This is a genomic window from Streptomyces sp. NPDC097640, assembly GCF_040302705.1.
GTDB lineage: Bacteria > Actinomycetota > Actinomycetes > Streptomycetales > Streptomycetaceae > Streptomyces.
Map to the genome: position 1 here is coordinate 46,645 of NZ_JBEOSB010000043.1, position 15,888 is coordinate 62,532.

Sequence of the window (15,888 nt, forward strand, 5' to 3'; positions counted from 1 at the left end):
GCCCGGGATGGACCGCGCGCAAATGGTCGAGGCGATCGGCAGGTCGGTGGCGGCGATGGTGCCGTACGCCGACACTCCGGTCGACGAGGGCAAGCGGCTCTTCGAGGACCTGGGGCTCGACTCCACCAGCATCATCGAGCTGATGATCGACCTGGAGGACAACGCCGGGGTGGTCGTCGACACGGACGCCATCGAGCCGGACGTCTTCGAGACCGTCGGCTCGCTGGTCGACTTCCTCATGCGCAGCCTCCCAGCCGAGCGCTGAGAGATGGCGGACGGGGCGGACGGGGCGGGGCTGTGCCTGGGCGCGGCCTGGGGGCTGGACTTCCCGGCGCGGCCCGGCGAGCGCTCCTTCGTCGCGCTGGGCGGCGAGCTGCTGGCGGCGGCGCCCGCCGGCGACGGGCCGCTGCCGCGCCCGCTGGACTACCTGGTGGTGGCCCACGAGGCGTACGACGCGGCCCCGGCCGGGCTCGCGGCGGGCTACCTCGCCGAGGCCTGCCCCGGCGAGCCGCGCGCCTTCTCCGTCGCCGACCAGGGGATCGGCGCCCCGTTCAGCGGCCTCGAGCTGCTCGACCGCATCCACCGGGGCGCGGGCCTGGGCGACGCCGCGCTGTTCGTGCTCGAACCGGCGGCCGGGGCGGCGCTGGCCCTCGGCGGGACGGGCGGCACGGGTGGCTGGCGCCTCGAGACGGTGGCGGAGGAGCGGGCCGGGGCGGCGGCGGACTGCCTGCCGCCGCTCCTGGAGCGGGGCGGCGCGTACCTCCTGGGCGACGGCCTGCGCGCGCAGGCGGGCGCGCTGGAAGCGGCGGGCGCGACGGTGTGGACGGCTACGGCGGGGCACGGGTGTGCCGGGGTGTGGCGGGCGCTGGGTGGGGCCCTTGCGGGTGCGGGTGCGGGGGAGGCGGGTGCGGTGCGGCTGGTGATCGCGGACTGGGACGGGGGGCTGGGGCGGCTGCACGTCGCGGTGTTTGTCGCGGGGTGACGCGCCTGCGGCGGGCTGACCCCTCCCCGCCCCTTCCCGCAGCATCGATATGCGGCTCCGCCGCGTGGGGGGCTCCGCCCCAGACCCCGGTCCTCAAGCGCCGGACGGGCTGGCTATCAGTCGGCAGGCGAGACCAGGTGCTGGACAGCGCCCACCTTCCCGCCGCGCCCGTCGTACGCTGGCGCGATATCGAGATTGTGCGTCCAAGCCACGGGAAGCCTCAAGGCGTACCGGCGCGGCGGCGGGCATCGCCGGGAACCACCGGACGATCACTCACGGTCCGGCGTGTGCGCACTTTCGTGATCAAGGAGTTGCCACGGCTCTGTCAGGTCCGTCAAGGTCTTGACGGGGCACAACCGAGGCGGCTCAGCTTAGAGTTCACATGTTGGAGACAAGCCGGTCCTCACCAGCTGCGGCCCGGTCGGCGGAGCGGCGGTCGTGCCGCCCGCGGAGGCAGGAGTGGATGGGCGTGGAGACTCCGGGATCGCAGTCGTCGCTGCACCGGGCCAACCTCGAGCGGGTGGTACGCGCGGTGCGCATGGCGGGTTCGCTCACGCAGGCGGAGATCGCCCGGACCACCGGGCTGTCCGCGGCCACCGTCTCCAACATCGTCCGCGAGCTGAAGGACGGCGGCACGGTCGAGGTCACGCCGACCTCGGCGGGCGGCCGCCGGGCCCGCAGCGTCTCGCTCAGCGGTGACGCGGGCATCGTGGTCGGCGTGGACTTCGGGCATACGCACCTGCGCGTGGCCATCGGCAACCTGGCCCACCAGGTGCTGGCCGAGGAGTCCGAGCCGCTGGATGTGGACGCCTCCGCGTCCCAGGGCCTGGACCGGGCCGAGCACCTGGTCAGCAGGCTGATCACGGCGACCGGCATCAGCCAGGACAAGGTGGTGGGCGTCGGCCTCGGCGTGCCGGCCCCGATCGACGTCGAGACGGGCACGCTGGGCTCGACCGCGATCCTGCCGGGCTGGGCGGGCACCAATCCGCGGGACGACCTGGCCCAGCGCCTCGGCGTGCCGGTGCACGTGGACAACGATGCCAACCTCGGCGCGCTCGGCGAGCTGGTGTGGGGGGCCGGGCGCGGGGTCGCCGACCTCGCGTACATCAAGGTCGCCGACGGTGTCGGCGCGGGGCTGGTGATCAGCGGGAAGATCTACCGCGGCCCCGGCGGCACGGCCGGTGAGATCGGCCATATCACGCTGGACGAGTCGGGCCCGGTGTGCCGCTGCGGCAACCGCGGCTGTCTGGAGACGTTCACCGCGGCCCGGTATGTGCTGCCGCTGCTGTACTCCAGCCATGGCGTGGACCTGACCGTGGAGCGCATGGTGCAGCTGGCCCGGGACGGTGACCCCGGCTGCCGCCGGGTGATCGCGGACGTGGGCCGGCACGTGGGCAGCGGTGTCGCGAACCTGTGCAATCTGATCAACCCGAGCCGGGTGGTGCTGGGCGGCCACCTCGCCGAGGCGGGGGAGCTGGTGCTCGGGCCGATCCGGGAGTCGGTCGCGCGGTACGCGATCCCGAGCGCGGCCCGCCGGCTTTCGGTGATGCCCGGGGCACTGGGCGGCCGGGCCGAGGTGCTGGGGGCGCTCGCGCTGGTGCTGAGCGAGATGGGCGACTCGACGCTGCTCGACGGGGCGCTGTCGGCGGGCGCCCCCGCCCTCACCTGAACCACTGAGCGGGCCCGGAGGAGGGCCCGAATCGGAACTGGCCAAGGCCCGATCCGGGCTTGCCCAGAGGCCGATTCGGGCCTGCCGGAGCCCGATTCGGGCCTGACCAGGGCCTGAACAGAACCGCCGATCGCCGTTGAGCCGGGGCTCCGGGCACCGTACATGCCCGGAGCCCCGGCTTTTCTGCCTGCCTCGGCCCGCATCGGGCTGTGTTCACCCAGATAACGAATGGCACCGTTGCCATCTCGTTAAGGATTTACTTCTTGACGCCATGCGGGCGGCCGAGTTGACTTCCAGCCACCTCGGCCGCAACGACGCGGCCTCGTCAGGGAGGTCACCCCCACCATGAACGCAACGATGCGTCGCGTCGTCGTCGCCACGGCCGCCGTCTCCATGGCCGTCTCCCTCGCCGCCTGTGGCTCCGCCAAGGAGGCAGACAAGAGCAACGAGGGCAAAGAGAAAAAGAAGACCGGCCCGCTCACCATCGGCCTGCTCCTGCCGGAAGACCAGACCGCCAGATACGAGGCGATGGACCACCCCCTGATCGAGAAGGAGATCAAGGCGGGCTGTGCGGACTGCAAGATCGTGTATGCCAACGCCAAGTCGGACACCTCGGTGCAGCAGCAGCAGGTCGACTCGATGATCACCAAGAAGGTGGACGTGATCATCCTCGACTCGGTGGACTCCAGGGCCATCTCCAGCTCGGTCAAGAAGGCCGACGAGGCCGGAATCCCGGTCGTCGCCTACGACCGGCTCGCCGAGGGCCCGGTCTCCGGGTACACCTCGTTCGACAACGAGACGGTCGGCAAGGTCCAGGGCGAGGCGCTGCTCAAGGCGCTCGGCAGCAAGGCCAAGTCCGGCAAGGTCGTCATGCTCAACGGCTGGGAGGCCGACCCGAACGCGGCCATGTTCAAGAAGGGCGCGCTGTCGGTTCTGGAGGGCAAGGTCGACATCGCCAAGAAGTACGACATCGACCGCTGGCTGGCGGATGAGGCCAACAAGGCCATGACCGGTGCGATCAACTCGCTCGGCAAGGACAAGATCATAGGTGTCTACTCGGCCAACGACACCATGGCCGGCGGTGCGATCGCCGCGCTCAAGCAGGGCGGCGTCGACCCGCTGCCCCCGGTCACCGGGCAGGACGCGGAACTCGCGGGCGTCCAGCGGGTTCTGGCGGGCACGCAGTACATGAGCGTGTACAAGCCCTACGGCCAGGAGGCGGCGGCCGCCGCGAAGATGGCCCTCGCGCTCGGCCGCGGTGAGAAGGTCCCCGCCGAGACCACGGCCGACAGCCCGACCAAGAAGGGGATCCCGGCGACGCTGATCCCGCCGGTGTCGATGACCAAGGACAACATCAAGGACACCGTGGTCAAGGACGGCCTGTACAAGGTCTCCGCCATCTGCACGGCCAAGTTCAAGGCCGCGTGCGACGAACTCGGCATCAAGTAGTGCGCCACCGGCCGCCCGTGGCTCACGGGCGGCCCGCCCCTGCTGTCGACACCACCCCCCTGTCGAGGTGAGAGAGCGCTCTCCCACCTCCGCTACACCGCAGGGGTCCGCCCCTGCGCAGATCGGAGATGGCCATCGTGCCGAACGAACCCGTGTTGGCGTTGCGCGGGATCTCCAAGCGGTTCGGCGCCGTCCAGGCGCTGACGGACATACATCTGGAGGTCCGCGCCGGTGAAGTGGTCGCCCTGGTCGGCGACAACGGCGCCGGCAAGTCGACCCTCGTCAAGGCGATCGCCGGAGTCGGCCCCGCCGACGAGGGCGTCGTCGAGTGGGAGGGCAGGCCGGTCCAGGTCAGCCGCCCGCACGACGCCCAGGAACTGGGCATCGCGACCGTGTACCAGGACCTCGCCCTGTGCGACAACATCGACGTGGTCGGCAATCTCTTCCTCGGCCGCGAGATCCTGCGCGCCGGGGTGCTCGACGAGGTCGAGATGGAGCGCCGCTCCCGCGAGCTGCTGGAGACCCTGTCCATCCGGATCCCCAGCGTGCGGATCCCGATCGCCTCGCTGTCCGGCGGCCAGCGGCAGACCGTCGCCATCGCCCGCTCGATGCTCGGCGAGCCCAAGCTGGTCATCCTCGACGAGCCGACCGCGGCCCTGGGCGTCGAGCAGACCGCGCAGGTCCTCGACCTGGTCGAGCGGCTGCGCGAGCGCGGCCTGGCGGTGATCCTCATCAGCCACAACATGGCCGACGTCAAGGCCGTGGCGGACCGGGTCGCGGTGCTGCGGCTCGGCCGTAACAACGGCACCTTCGATGTGCAGACCACCTCTCAAGAAGAGATCATCTCCGCCATCACCGGCGCCACGGAGAACGCCGTGACCCGCCGCAAGGCGCGTAACGCGGAGGTCGCCAAGTGACCACCAAGATCGACAACACCAATGGCGGCGACACCGAGGACGCGGCCCCGGTCGCCAAGGACGCGGTCGCCGCGGTCGACCCCCGGCTGCTGGTGCGCCAGGAGGGCTTCAAGGGCTACCTCCAGGAGTTCGGCCGCAAGCTGCGCAGCGGTGAGCTGGGCGCGCTCCCCGTCATCGTGGGCATCGCCGTCATCTGGGTGGTCTACCAGGTGAAGGACGACGCCTTCCTCTCGCCCAAGAACCTCTCCGACCTGTCGATCCTGATCGTCGGCACCGGCCTGATCTCGGTCGGCATCGTCTTCGTGCTGCTGCTCGGTGAGATCGACCTGTCCGTCGGCTCGCTCAGCGGTCTGGCCGCGAGCACCATGGCGGTGCTCACCATCAGGCACGGCGTGCCCGAGGTGCTCGCCGTGGTCATCGCGCTGGCCCTCGGCGCCGCCCTGGGCGCGCTGCACGGCTTCTTCTTCGCCAAGATCGGCGTCCCGGCCTTCGTGGTCACCCTCGCCGGTCTGCTGGCCTGGAACGGTCTGATGCTCCAGGTGCTGGGCACCACCGGCACCCTCGACCTCGACGACGACGGCTTTGTGCAGACCCTGTCCAGTCACTACTTCTCACAGCTGATCGCCGCGTACGGGGCGGCCACGGCCGCCGTGGCCGCGTTCTTCCTGGCCCAGTTCCTGGGCGCGCGGCGCCGCAAGGCGGCCGGCATACCCTCCCGGCCGCTGAGCGAGATTCTGGTGCGCACCGCGGTGCTGGCCGTCATCGCCTACGCCGCGGCCTGGCGGCTCAACGAGTACAAGGGCCTGCCGCTGGCGCTCGTGATCTTCGTGGTGGTGCTGCTCGCCCTCGACTTCGTGGTGCGCCGCACGTCGTACGGGCGCAAGGTGATCGCGCTGGGCGGCAACGTCGAGGCGTCCCGCCGCGCGGGCATCAATGTGGATCTGGTGCGGATCTCGGTGTACGCCCTGTCCGGGCTGATGGCGGCGTTCGGCGGAATCATGATCGCCTCCCGGATCGGCTCCGCGAGCCAGCAGGCCGGCACCGGCAACCTGCTCATGGAGGCGATCGCCGCCGCGGTCATCGGCGGCACCAGCCTCTTCGGCGGTCGCGGCTCGGTCTGGTCGGCGCTGCTGGGCATGCTGGTCATCGGCTCCATCGCGTCCGGGATGGCGCTGCTGGGCGTCGCCAACTCCGTGCAGTACATGATCACCGGTGCGGTGCTGCTGGCCGCGGTCGTGATCGACTCGGTGTCGCGGAGGACCCAGCGCTCGGCGGGGCGCGGCTGACCGGACCCGCGCCGTATCCGCTGTGCCAAACCTCACGTACCCGGCATCGCCTCGCGCAGGCGGTGCCGGGTACCGGTGTTCTGCCGCCGAACGCGTGACGTGGATCGCGGGGACCCGGCCATCGCCGGTGGGACGGAACATTAGACTCAGGCGGACCGGCAAGGCTCGACCAGCACAAGAACAAAGACGCACGACGGCAAACTCGACAGCAAGGAGGCACGGGTGCTGCTGACCCACATCAGGGGACCGCGTGATCTGGACCGGCTCACTCCGGAGCAGCTGGACCAGCTGGCCGCGGAGATCCGCACCTTCCTCGTCGAAGCCGTCTCCAAGACCGGTGGCCATCTGGGCCCCAACCTCGGTGTGGTGGAGCTCACCATCGCCCTGCACCGGGTCTTCGACTCGCCCCGGGACAAGGTGCTCCTGGACACCGGCCACCAGTCCTACGTCCATAAACTCCTCACCGGCCGCCAGGACTTCTCCAGGCTCAAGGGCAAGGGCGGGCTGTCCGGCTACCCCTCGCGCGCCGAGTCCGAGCACGACGTCATCGAGAACAGCCACGCCTCCACCGTGCTGGGCTGGGCCGAGGGCCTCGCCAAGGCCAATGAGCTGCTGGGCAAGCAGGACCGGGTGGTCGCGGTCATCGGTGACGGCGCGCTGACCGGCGGCATGGCCTGGGAGGCGCTGAACAACATCGCCGCCGCCAAGAACCGCCCGCTCGTCATCGTGGTGAACGACAACGAGTGGTCGTACTCGCCGACGATCGGCGGTCTGGCGAACCACCTGGCCACCCTCCGCACCACCGACGGCTATGAGCGCTTCCTCGCCCGCGGCAAGGACCTCCTGGAGCGCACTCCGGTCGTCGGCCGGCCGCTGTACGAGACGCTGCACGGCGCCAAGAAGGGGCTGAAGGACTTCATCGCCCCGCAGGGCATGTTCGAGGACCTGGGGCTGAAGTACGTCGGCCCGATCGACGGCCATGACATCGAGGCGCTGGAGTCCGCGTTCCAGCGGGCGAAGCGTTTCGGCGGCCCGGTCATCGTGCACTGCCTCACCGAGAAGGGCCGCGGCTACACCCCGGCCGAGCAGGACGAGACCGACCGCTTCCACGGCATCGGCCCGATCCACCCCGACACCGGGCTGCCGATCTCCGCGGGCGGTGCCGACTGGACCTCGGTCTTCGGCGAGGAGATGGTCAAGCTCGGCGAGGAGCGCGAGGACATCGTCGCGATCACCGCGGCGATGCTGCACCCGGTGGGCCTCACCGAGTTCGCCAAGCGGTTCCCGGAGCGGGTCTTCGACGTCGGCATCGCCGAGCAGCACGGGGCGGTCTCGGCCGCGGGCCTGGCGACCGGCGGGCTGCATCCGGTCTTCGCGGTGTACGCCACGTTCCTCAACCGCGCCTTCGACCAGGTCCTGATGGATGTGGCGCTGCACAAGTGCGGGGTGACCTTCGTCCTCGACCGGGCCGGGATCACCGGCACCGACGGCGCCTCGCACAACGGCATGTGGGACATGTCCATCCTCCAGGTCGTCCCGGGGCTGCGGATCGCCGCCCCGCGCGACGCCGACCAGGTCCGCGCCCAGTTGCGCGAGGCCGTGGAGGTGGACGACGCCCCGACGGTGGTGCGCTACTCCAAGGGCGCGGTCGGCCCGGCGGTCCGGGCGGTGGGCCGGATCGGCGGCATGGACGTGCTGCGCGAGCCCGCCCCGGCGGACGCGGACCGGCCGGATGTGCTGCTGGTCTCGGTCGGCGCGCTGGCTCCGATGTGTCTGGAGGTCGCCGACCTTCTCGACAAGCAGGGCATTTCCACCACGGTGGTGGACCCGCGCTGGGTCAAGCCGGTGGACGAGGAGCTGCCCGCGCTCGCCGAGCGCCACCGCGTGGTGGTCACCGTCGAGGACAACATCCGGGTGGGCGGTGTGGGCTCCGCCGTCGCGCAGGCGCTGCGCGACTCCGGGGTGGACATGCCGCTGCGCGACTTCGGCATCCCGCCGCGCTTCCTCCAGCACGCCTCTCGCAAGGAGGTCATGGCGGAGATCGGGCTGACCGCCCCGGACATCGCCCGCCAGATCACCGGCCTGGTCTCCAGGATCGGCGGACGTTACGCGGGCGAGTCGGCCCCGGCGGCCGAGCCGGCCGGTACGGGCGCCGCGTCACAGGCCTCCGCCGCGGCCGAGCCCGTAAGGGACTGACCTCCGCACTTCCGGGCCGGGCCGGCCGGGGCCGCCGCGCGACACGCGCGGTGCTCCGACCGGCCCAGTGCCTTTCCCACCGCCCTGCCCCCATCGGGTGAATCGGCCATGCCCGAGAGTGTGCACACATCCCGCATGCCCGGTTGGCAGAACGATGGCGCGCACGGGCAGGCGTGGAGGTGGCGCGGTGAGCGTGAGAGAACCCAGCGGCGGGGGCGCCGGAGGCAGGGGCCGGGGCGGTCTGCTCAGAACGAAGTCCGTCGAGCAGTCCATCCAGGACACCGAGGAGCCCGAGCACGCCCTGACCAGGACGCTCTCCGCCCTCGACCTGACCGTCTTCGGCGTCGGCGTGATCATCGGCACCGGCATCTTCGTGCTGACCGGGGCCGTGGCCAAGCAGCAGGCGGGGCCCGCGACCGCGCTGGCCTTCGTGGCCGCGGGCATCGCCTGCGCCCTGGCCGCGCTCTGCTACGCCGAGTTCGCCTCCACGGTGCCGGTGGCCGGGTCCGCGTACACCTTCTCGTACGCCTCGCTGGGCGAACTGCCCGCCTGGATCATCGGCTGGGACCTGGTCCTGGAATTCGCCCTGGCCACCGCCGTGGTGGCGGTCGGCTGGTCCGGCTACGTGCGCTCGCTGCTCGACAACGCCGGATGGCAGCTCCCGGCCGTGCTGTCCGGCCCCGATGTGGCGCACGGCTTCACCTTCGACATCCTCGCGGCTCTGCTGGTGCTGCTGCTCACCGGGATCCTGGTGCTGGGCATGAAGCTGTCCGCACGCGTCACGACGGTCGTGGTGGCGGTGAAGGTGACCGTGGTGCTGCTGGTCATCATCGCCGGGTCCTTCTTCATCAAGGCCGAGAACTACCACCCCTTCATCCCCGAGCCCCGGGTCACGGCCGCCACGTCCGGGCTCAAGGCGCCGCTGATCCAGCTGATGTCCGGGTATCAGCCGACGGCCTACGGAGTGCAGGGCATCTTCACCGCCGCCGCCGTGGTCTTCTTCGCCTTCATCGGCTTCGACATCGTGGCCACCACGGCCGAGGAGACCAGAAACCCGCAGCGCGACATGCCGCGCGGCATCCTCGGCTCGCTCCTCATCTGCACCGTGCTCTATGTCGCGGTGTCCGTGGTGGTCACCGGCATGCAGAAGTACACCCAGCTGTCGGTGGACGCCCCGCTGGCCGACGCCTTCAAGGCCACCGGACACCCCTTCTACGCGGGGCTCATCAGCTTCGGCGCGGTGATCGGGCTCACCACCGTGTGTCTGATCCTGCTGCTCGGGCAGACCCGGGTCTTCTTCGCGATGAGCCGCGACGGGCTGCTGCCCAGGGTCTTCTCCAAGGTGCACCCGAAGTACGCCACGCCGTACCGCTCGACGATCCTGCTCGGCGTGGTCATCGCCGTCGTCGCCGGGTTCACCAGCATCTCCCAGCTGGCGGCGCTGGTGAACATCGGCACGCTCTTCGCCTTCGTCGTGGTCGCGCTCGGCGTCATCGTCCTGCGCCGCACCCGCCCCGACCTGCCCCGCGCCTTCCGCGCCCCCTGGGTGCCGGTGCTGCCGATCGCCTCGGTCGCCGCCTCGCTGTGGCTGATGCTGAACCTCCCCGCGGAGACCTGGGTGCGGTTCGCGGTGTGGATGGCGATCGGTTTCGTCGTCTACTTCCTCTACGGGCGCGGCCACAGCAGGCTGGCGGCCCGCCCGGAGCGGCGCTGAGCCGCCGCCCCGGCCGGGCCGTTGTGGGCTATGCGGTGAGGCGCTCCTGGAGGTCGGCCACCACGGTGTCCGCCGCCATCACCCCGAGGCCGAGGTACCAGGTCTCGTCCGGGACGTCGGACGCGTGGCCGTTCTTGACCGCCTTGAGGTTCTTCCACAGCGGGTTGCCTTGAGCCTTGGTGCGGTCCGTGGCCTTCGGGTCGCCGTAGACGCCGGTGAAGATGTAGTCGGCGTCGGCCTGGTCGATGTTCTCGGCGCTGATCTCGGCGGCGAGGTCCTCGATGTCCTGGTTCTTCGGCCGCGGAATGTGCGCGTCCTTCAGGATCGTGCCGATGAACGAGGCGTTCGCGTAGAGGCGGGTCACCCCGTCGGGCATGAAGCGCACCATCGAGACGGTCGGCTTCTTGTCGCCGAGCTTCTCGTCCAGCGCCTTGATCTTCTTGTCGTAGTCGGCGAGCTTCGCCTTGGCCTCGGCGGTCTTGTCCAGGGCCGAGGCGTTGAGGAGGTAGTTCTGCTTCCAGGTGAAGCCGGGGCGGATGGAGAAGACGGTCGGCGCGATCTTCGACAGCTCGTCGTACTTGTCGGCGGCGCGCAGCTGGCTGCCGAGGATCAGATCCGGCTTGAGCCCGGCGATCGCCTCGAGGTTGAGGTTGTTGATGGTGCCCACGTTCTTCGGGCTGCCCGCCTCCTTCTTCAGGTAGGACGGCAGCTCCGGGGAGCCTTCGGTGGGCGCCAGGCCGACCGGCTTGATGCCGAGCGACACCACGTTGTCGAGCTCGCCGACGTCCAGCACCACCACCCGCTTGGGCTGGGCCTTGAGTTCGGTCTTGCCCATGGCGTGGTCGATGGTGCGCGGCCACTGGCCGGGCTTGGCGTCGGTGCCCATGGCGGCGGTCTTCTCGGCCGCGCTCGCGAAGTCCTTGCCGTCCTTGGACACGGACTTCTTGTCACCCTGCCCGCCGCTCCCTTCCTTGTCGCCGTCGGAGGAGCCGCCGCAGGCCGCGAGGGACAGCGCGGCGGCGAAGGCGAGGGCGACGGCGGCGGTACCGCGGCGTCGAGAGGACATGGCAGGGCTCCTGTCACAGGCAGTTCTTAGGCGAGGCTTACCTTATGTTGCGTGCGGGCGCGGCGGTAGCACCACCCCCGTCACCACCAGCCCCCGCCGCCGCCCATGGGGCGCCCGGGACCACCAGCGGATCGCCCGTCACCGGGTCCGGTACGACGACCGAGGCGAGCCCGAAGACCTCCTGGACCAGATCGGCCGTGACGATGTCGCCCGGCGCGCCCTGCGCCACGATCCGGCCGCCCCGCATGGCGATCAGATGGTCGGCGTAGCGCGCCGCCTGGTTCAGGTCGTGCAGGACCGCGACCACGGTGCGGCCGCGGTCCTGGTTGAGCTGCCGGACCAGGTCGAGCACCTCCACCTGGTGGGCGATGTCCAGATAGGTCGTCGGCTCGTCGAGCAGCAGCAGATCGGTGTCCTGGGCGAGGGCCATGGCGATCCACACCCGCTGCCGCTGACCGCCGGACAGCTCGTCCACCGGCCGCTCCGCCAGCTCCGCGGTCCCGGTGCGCTCCATCGCCTCGCCGACGGCCCGCTCGTCGTCCTCCGACCACTGCTGCCACCACTTCTGGTGCGGCTGCCGCCCGCGCGAGACCAGATCCGCCACCGTGATCCCCTCCGGCGGCACGGGGGTCTGCGGCAGCAGCCCGATGGCCTGGGCGATCCGCTTGGTGGGCACGCGGGACAGCTCGGTGCCGTCCAGCAGCACGGCGCCGCTGCGCGGCTTGAGCAGCCGGCCCAGCGCGCGCAGCAGGGTGGACTTGCCGCAGGCGTTGGGGCCGACGATCACCGTGACCTTCCCGTGCGGGATCTCCAGGTCGAGGCCGTCGACGACCGTGCGGTCCTCGTACGCGAGGGTCAGCTCCCGCGCGGTCAGGCGGTTGTCGGTCACGCGGTGCCTCCGGAACGGCTACGGGTGCGGATGAGCAGCCACATCAGATACGGGGCGCCCACCAGGGCGGTGAACACCCCGACCGGCAGCTCGGTCGGGGAGAAGAGCCGGCGGGCCAGCAGATCCGCGACGACCACGACCAGCGCCCCGGTCAGCGCCGAACACAGCAGCGGGGGCTGCTCGGTGCGGGCGACCCGGCGCGCGATCTGCGGGGCCAGCAGCGCCACGAAGTCGACCGGGCCCGCGGCGCCGGTGGCGACGGACGCGAGCACCACCCCGAGCGCGCTCAGCCCCAGCCGGACCCGGTCCAGCCGGATGCCGAGCGCGGTGGCCGTGTCGTCGTCCAGCGACACCCCGCGCCGCGCGCGGGCCGCCCACAGCAGCGGCACCACCAGGAGCAGCAGCACGGTCGCCAGCGGCGCGGCCTGGTCGTAACCGCGGCCGTTGAGCGAGCCGGTGAGCCAGACCTTGGCCTGCTGGGCCACCAGATAGTCGCCCTTGGTGAGGAACAGCCGGGACAGCGAGCCCAGGGCCACCGAGATGCCGATGCCGATGAGGACGAAGCGGGAGGCGCTCAGCCCCTTGCGCCAGGCGAAGAGATAGACCAGCGCGGCGGCCGCGAGACCGCCGCCGATCGACACATACGGCAGGGTGGTGTACGAGGTGAGGCCGAAGGTCATGGCGGCGACCGTGGCGGCGCCCGCGCCGTGCGTCACCCCGATGACGTCGGGGCTGGCGAGCGGGTTGCGGGCCATGGTCTGGATCAGCGCGCCGGACAGCCCGAAGGCCACGCCGACCAGCAGCCCGGTCACCAGGCGCGGCAGCCGCAGGGTGCCCACCACCAGCTCGTCCGGGCTGGGCTGCCCCAGCAGCACCCGTACCACCTCGGAGGGCGGGACGAACGACTCGCCGACGCACAGCGACGCCACGACGGCCGCGGCCAGCGCGGCGGCGAGGACGACGGCCGCCACGACGGCCCTGCGGTGGACGAGGAAGCTGCCCCGCCCGGCCCTGACCACGCTGTACCCGGCGGCGCGGGTGGTGGCGCTCACGCTGGCACCGCCTTCCTGCGGACCAGGGCGATCAGGAACGGCACGCCCGCCAGGGCGGTCATCACGGACACCGGCACCTCCGAGGGCGGGAAGACGATACGGCCGATGACGTCCGAGGTGAGGATCATCACCGGGCCGAGCAGCGCGGCCATGGGCAGCAGCCAGCGGTGGGCGGTGCCGACGAGGGCGCGGGCGATATGCGGAACGGCCAGGCCGGTGAAGGCGATGGGCCCGGCGGCGGCGACCGCGACGCCGGTCAGCACGGTCGCCCCCACGGTGCCGGTCATGCGCAGCAGCGCGACATTGCGGCCGAGCCCCCGGGCGACGTCGTCGCCGAGAGCCAGCGCGTCGAGCCCGCGGGCCATGGCCAGCACCAGCAGCAGCCCGGCGGCCAGGAACGGCCAGGTCTGCCCGACGATCGTGGCGTCCCGCCCGCTGAGCGAGCCCACGTCCCAGAAGCGGAACTCGTCCAGGACCCGGGCGTTGGTGGTGACGATCGCGGAGACCACCGAGGCGATGAAGGCGTTCATCGCGGCACCGGCCAGGGCCAGTTTGACCGGGGACGCGCCCCCGCGGCCGCTGCTGGCCACCGCGTAGGCGCAGACCGCCGCGAGCGCCGCGCCCGCGAACGCGAACCACACATATCCGGTCAGCGTGTGCACCCCGAAGAACGCGATCGCACAGACCACGCCGAGCGAGGCGCCCTGGCTGATGCCCAGGATCCCGGGCTCGGCGATCGGGTTGCGGGTGATCCCCTGGAGCACGGTGCCGGCCACGGCGAGGGCGACGCCGACCATGATGCCGATGACGGTGCGCGGCACCCGCAGGGCCCGTACGACTTGGGCGTTGTCGCTGGTGCCGCCGTGCACCAGGGCGTCGTAGACCTCGCTGAGGGCGATCTGGCGGCTGCCGACCGCGAGGCTGAGTGCCACGGCGGCCAGGAGCAGCAACGCCGCCGCGGTTATCCAGCCGACGCGACGGCGCGCGACTCCCGACATTCGCCTACTCTCTTCCGTCTCTCTCTTCCGTACGCAAAGCCTTCTCGCCCCGCCGGGCCGAAATCTGCCCTTAGCCAAGGCTTGCCTAAGAGTACGTGGGGGTGGCGGGCGGCTCAGTCGGCGGGGCGGACCGCGCGCGGGCCCGTGACCTCCGCCCCGAGCGCCCGCACCCGCGTCCGCAGCTCCCGGTCGGCGGTCACCACCAGGCACGGCCGGCCCGGCTCGCGGTCCGCCACCACCTCCACGATCCGGTCGTCCCCGCTGCCCGGCGCCCGCGCCACCCGCACCCCCGGCACGGGCGCGATGTCGCGGGCGGCGCCCTCGACCACGAGCACGAGGTCCACGGGCGGCTGTTCGGCCCACTCCGGCACGCCGGGGCGCGGCTCCAGCCCGCGCTCGGCGAGCGCGGCGAGCCCGTCCCGCAGCCGCTCGGCCGCGCCGCGCCGGTCCCGCCACCAGCCGTCGGGCACCGAACCGACCACATTCGCCGCGTCCACGACAACAAAGCCTTTCATCAGCCAGGCAAATTACTATGGGTGGTGGCGCGTCAGCACCTCGGGCGCGCCGGCCCCGCGGGGCTCACCCGGGGGATCGACGTCACGGAAGGTTGCAGCGGGCCATGGCGTTGCGGTTGCTCCGCGGCAAGGACGGCAGGCTCACGGCCTACGCGCCGGTGGCGGGCGGCGTCGCCCGCTGGACCGAGGAGCGGCCCGGCGGCCCCCGGTGGACCGGGCCGCGGCTGATCGAGGTGCCCGGCCTGACCGCGCTGACCGTGACCCAGGGCGCGGACGGCTATGTCCATCTCGTGGGCCTGCGACACCGTCAGGGCGGCGCCGACGGCCCGGACGTGGACGTCGTACACGCCACGCAGTTCCAGACGGGCAGACCCCTGACGGCCTGGCACTCGCTCGGCACCCCGCACCCCAAGGACCGCCGCAAGGCACAGCGGACCGGCGCTCCGGCCGCGGCCGTGGGCTCCTCGGGCGCCGTGCACGTCTTCGTGCGCAACGCCGGGCGCGGGGTCAGCGCGCGCCGCCAGGACGCCAAGGGCAAGTGGGGCGGGTGGACCGACCTCAAGGGCGCCGATGTGCTGGACGGCATGTCCGCCACCGCGACCGCCGAAGGACGCGTCGAACTGCTCGCGCCCGCCGACCGCGGCGCGCTGCGCTGGCACCAGCCCGAGCCCGGCGCCGGCTACGAACGCGCCGATGACATCCCCGCCGCCCCCGAGGCCGGCTCCGCCTCCGGGCTCGCCACCGGCCGCGACACGGTCACGCACTACTGGCGCGACGCGGAGGGGCGCGGGGTGCTGGCCTGGCGGCCCGGGGCGGACGAGGCGGCGCCCCTCGGCGGCGAGACCGGCACCGGGCCCGTCGCGGCCCTCCGTACGACCGTGGACGGCCACGACTGCACGGTGCTGGCCCACCGCGACGCCAAGAGCGGGCGGCTCGCCGTCGCCGCGCACCTGACGGAGAACGAGGCGGCGGGGGTCTGGTGGACGCCCTCGGGCGGGCCGGGCACGGGCCGGCCCGCGCTGGCGCTGGACGGCCGGGGACTGGTCGTCCTCGCCGCCCTCGCGGACGACGGCGCACTGCTCGCGGCCCGTCAGAAGACGGACGAGCCGGGGCTGGCCCTGCGCGCGTGGGGGCGGGTGGGGGATTAGGGCGCGC

Annotated in this window: 14 protein-coding genes; 9 read left to right on the forward strand and 5 right to left on the reverse strand. The window is 72.0% G+C overall.

The window, feature by feature from the left end:
• Positions 1 to 7 precede the first annotated feature (7 nt).
• The 8 genes from ABTY62_RS43675 to ABTY62_RS43710 all read left to right on the forward strand — a co-directional run bounded on the left by ABTY62_RS43675 (position 8) and on the right by ABTY62_RS43710 (position 10,213).
• Entirely contained in the window at positions 8 to 265 is a 258-nt protein-coding gene (locus ABTY62_RS43675) for an acyl carrier protein (RefSeq protein ID WP_311723646.1), read from the forward strand.
• Between the two features lie 3 nt (positions 266 to 268).
• Positions 269 to 982 carry a hypothetical protein gene (locus tag ABTY62_RS43680; RefSeq protein ID WP_352134957.1) on the forward strand — a complete coding sequence of 238 codons (714 nt, stop codon included), beginning with the start codon at positions 269 to 271 and terminating at the stop codon, positions 980 to 982.
• Between the two features lie 469 nt (positions 983 to 1,451).
• Positions 1,452 to 2,651: an ROK family transcriptional regulator gene (locus ABTY62_RS43685; RefSeq protein ID WP_352134958.1), complete on the forward strand. Its 1,200-nt coding sequence runs from the start codon at positions 1,452 to 1,454 to the stop codon at positions 2,649 to 2,651.
• 345 nt (positions 2,652 to 2,996) lie between these two features.
• Complete coding sequence (locus ABTY62_RS43690) at positions 2,997 to 4,100, forward strand: substrate-binding domain-containing protein (protein ID WP_352134959.1); 1,104 nt, start codon at positions 2,997 to 2,999, stop codon at positions 4,098 to 4,100.
• A 128-nt stretch (positions 4,101 to 4,228) separates the two neighbouring features.
• Complete coding sequence (locus ABTY62_RS43695) at positions 4,229 to 5,017, forward strand: ATP-binding cassette domain-containing protein (RefSeq protein ID WP_311723642.1); 789 nt, start codon at positions 4,229 to 4,231, stop codon at positions 5,015 to 5,017.
• Positions 5,014 to 6,303 carry a sugar ABC transporter permease gene (locus ABTY62_RS43700; RefSeq protein WP_352134960.1) on the forward strand — a complete coding sequence of 430 codons (1,290 nt, stop codon included), beginning with the start codon at positions 5,014 to 5,016 and terminating at the stop codon, positions 6,301 to 6,303. Before ABTY62_RS43695 ends, ABTY62_RS43700 begins: the two co-directional genes overlap by 4 nt.
• 222 nt (positions 6,304 to 6,525) lie before the next feature.
• The gene (gene dxs / locus ABTY62_RS43705; RefSeq protein WP_352134961.1) at positions 6,526 to 8,499 is read left to right on the forward strand and encodes a 1-deoxy-D-xylulose-5-phosphate synthase; all 1,974 of its coding nucleotides are present in this window, start codon (positions 6,526 to 6,528) and stop codon (positions 8,497 to 8,499) included.
• Between the two features lie 154 nt (positions 8,500 to 8,653).
• Positions 8,654 to 10,213: an amino acid permease gene (locus ABTY62_RS43710; protein WP_502997642.1), complete on the forward strand. Its 1,560-nt coding sequence runs from the start codon at positions 8,654 to 8,656 to the stop codon at positions 10,211 to 10,213.
• A gap of 28 nt (positions 10,214 to 10,241) precedes the next feature.
• Here ABTY62_RS43710 and ABTY62_RS43715 read toward each other — a convergent pair whose 3' ends face one another.
• From ABTY62_RS43715 to ABTY62_RS43735, 5 genes are all read right to left on the reverse strand, one after another.
• Positions 10,242 to 11,279 (reverse strand): ABC transporter substrate-binding protein, encoded by a 1,038-nt coding sequence (locus tag ABTY62_RS43715; protein WP_352134963.1) that lies wholly within the window; start codon positions 11,277 to 11,279, stop codon positions 10,242 to 10,244.
• Positions 11,280 to 11,316: 37 nt separating this feature from the next.
• Positions 11,317 to 12,168 (reverse strand): ABC transporter ATP-binding protein, encoded by an 852-nt coding sequence (locus tag ABTY62_RS43720; RefSeq protein ID WP_352134964.1) that lies wholly within the window; start codon positions 12,166 to 12,168, stop codon positions 11,317 to 11,319.
• A complete protein-coding gene (locus ABTY62_RS43725) occupies positions 12,165 to 13,220 on the reverse strand; it encodes a FecCD family ABC transporter permease (RefSeq protein ID WP_352134965.1) in 1,056 nt (351 codons plus the stop codon). The genes ABTY62_RS43720 and ABTY62_RS43725 overlap by 4 nt, the downstream gene beginning before the upstream one ends.
• Positions 13,217 to 14,218 carry a FecCD family ABC transporter permease gene (locus ABTY62_RS43730; RefSeq protein ID WP_352134966.1) on the reverse strand — a complete coding sequence of 334 codons (1,002 nt, stop codon included), beginning with the start codon at positions 14,216 to 14,218 and terminating at the stop codon, positions 13,217 to 13,219. Before ABTY62_RS43730 ends, ABTY62_RS43725 begins: the two co-directional genes overlap by 4 nt.
• Before the next feature lie 113 nt (positions 14,219 to 14,331).
• Complete coding sequence (locus tag ABTY62_RS43735) at positions 14,332 to 14,733, reverse strand: PIN domain-containing protein (protein WP_352134967.1); 402 nt, start codon at positions 14,731 to 14,733, stop codon at positions 14,332 to 14,334.
• Positions 14,734 to 14,837: 104 nt separating this feature from the next.
• Between ABTY62_RS43735 and ABTY62_RS43740 the strand changes: the two genes are divergently transcribed.
• On the forward strand, positions 14,838 to 15,881 hold the full coding sequence (locus ABTY62_RS43740; protein ID WP_352134968.1) for a PLL family lectin: 1,044 nt from the start codon (positions 14,838 to 14,840) through the stop codon (positions 15,879 to 15,881).
• Positions 15,882 to 15,888 lie beyond the last annotated feature (7 nt).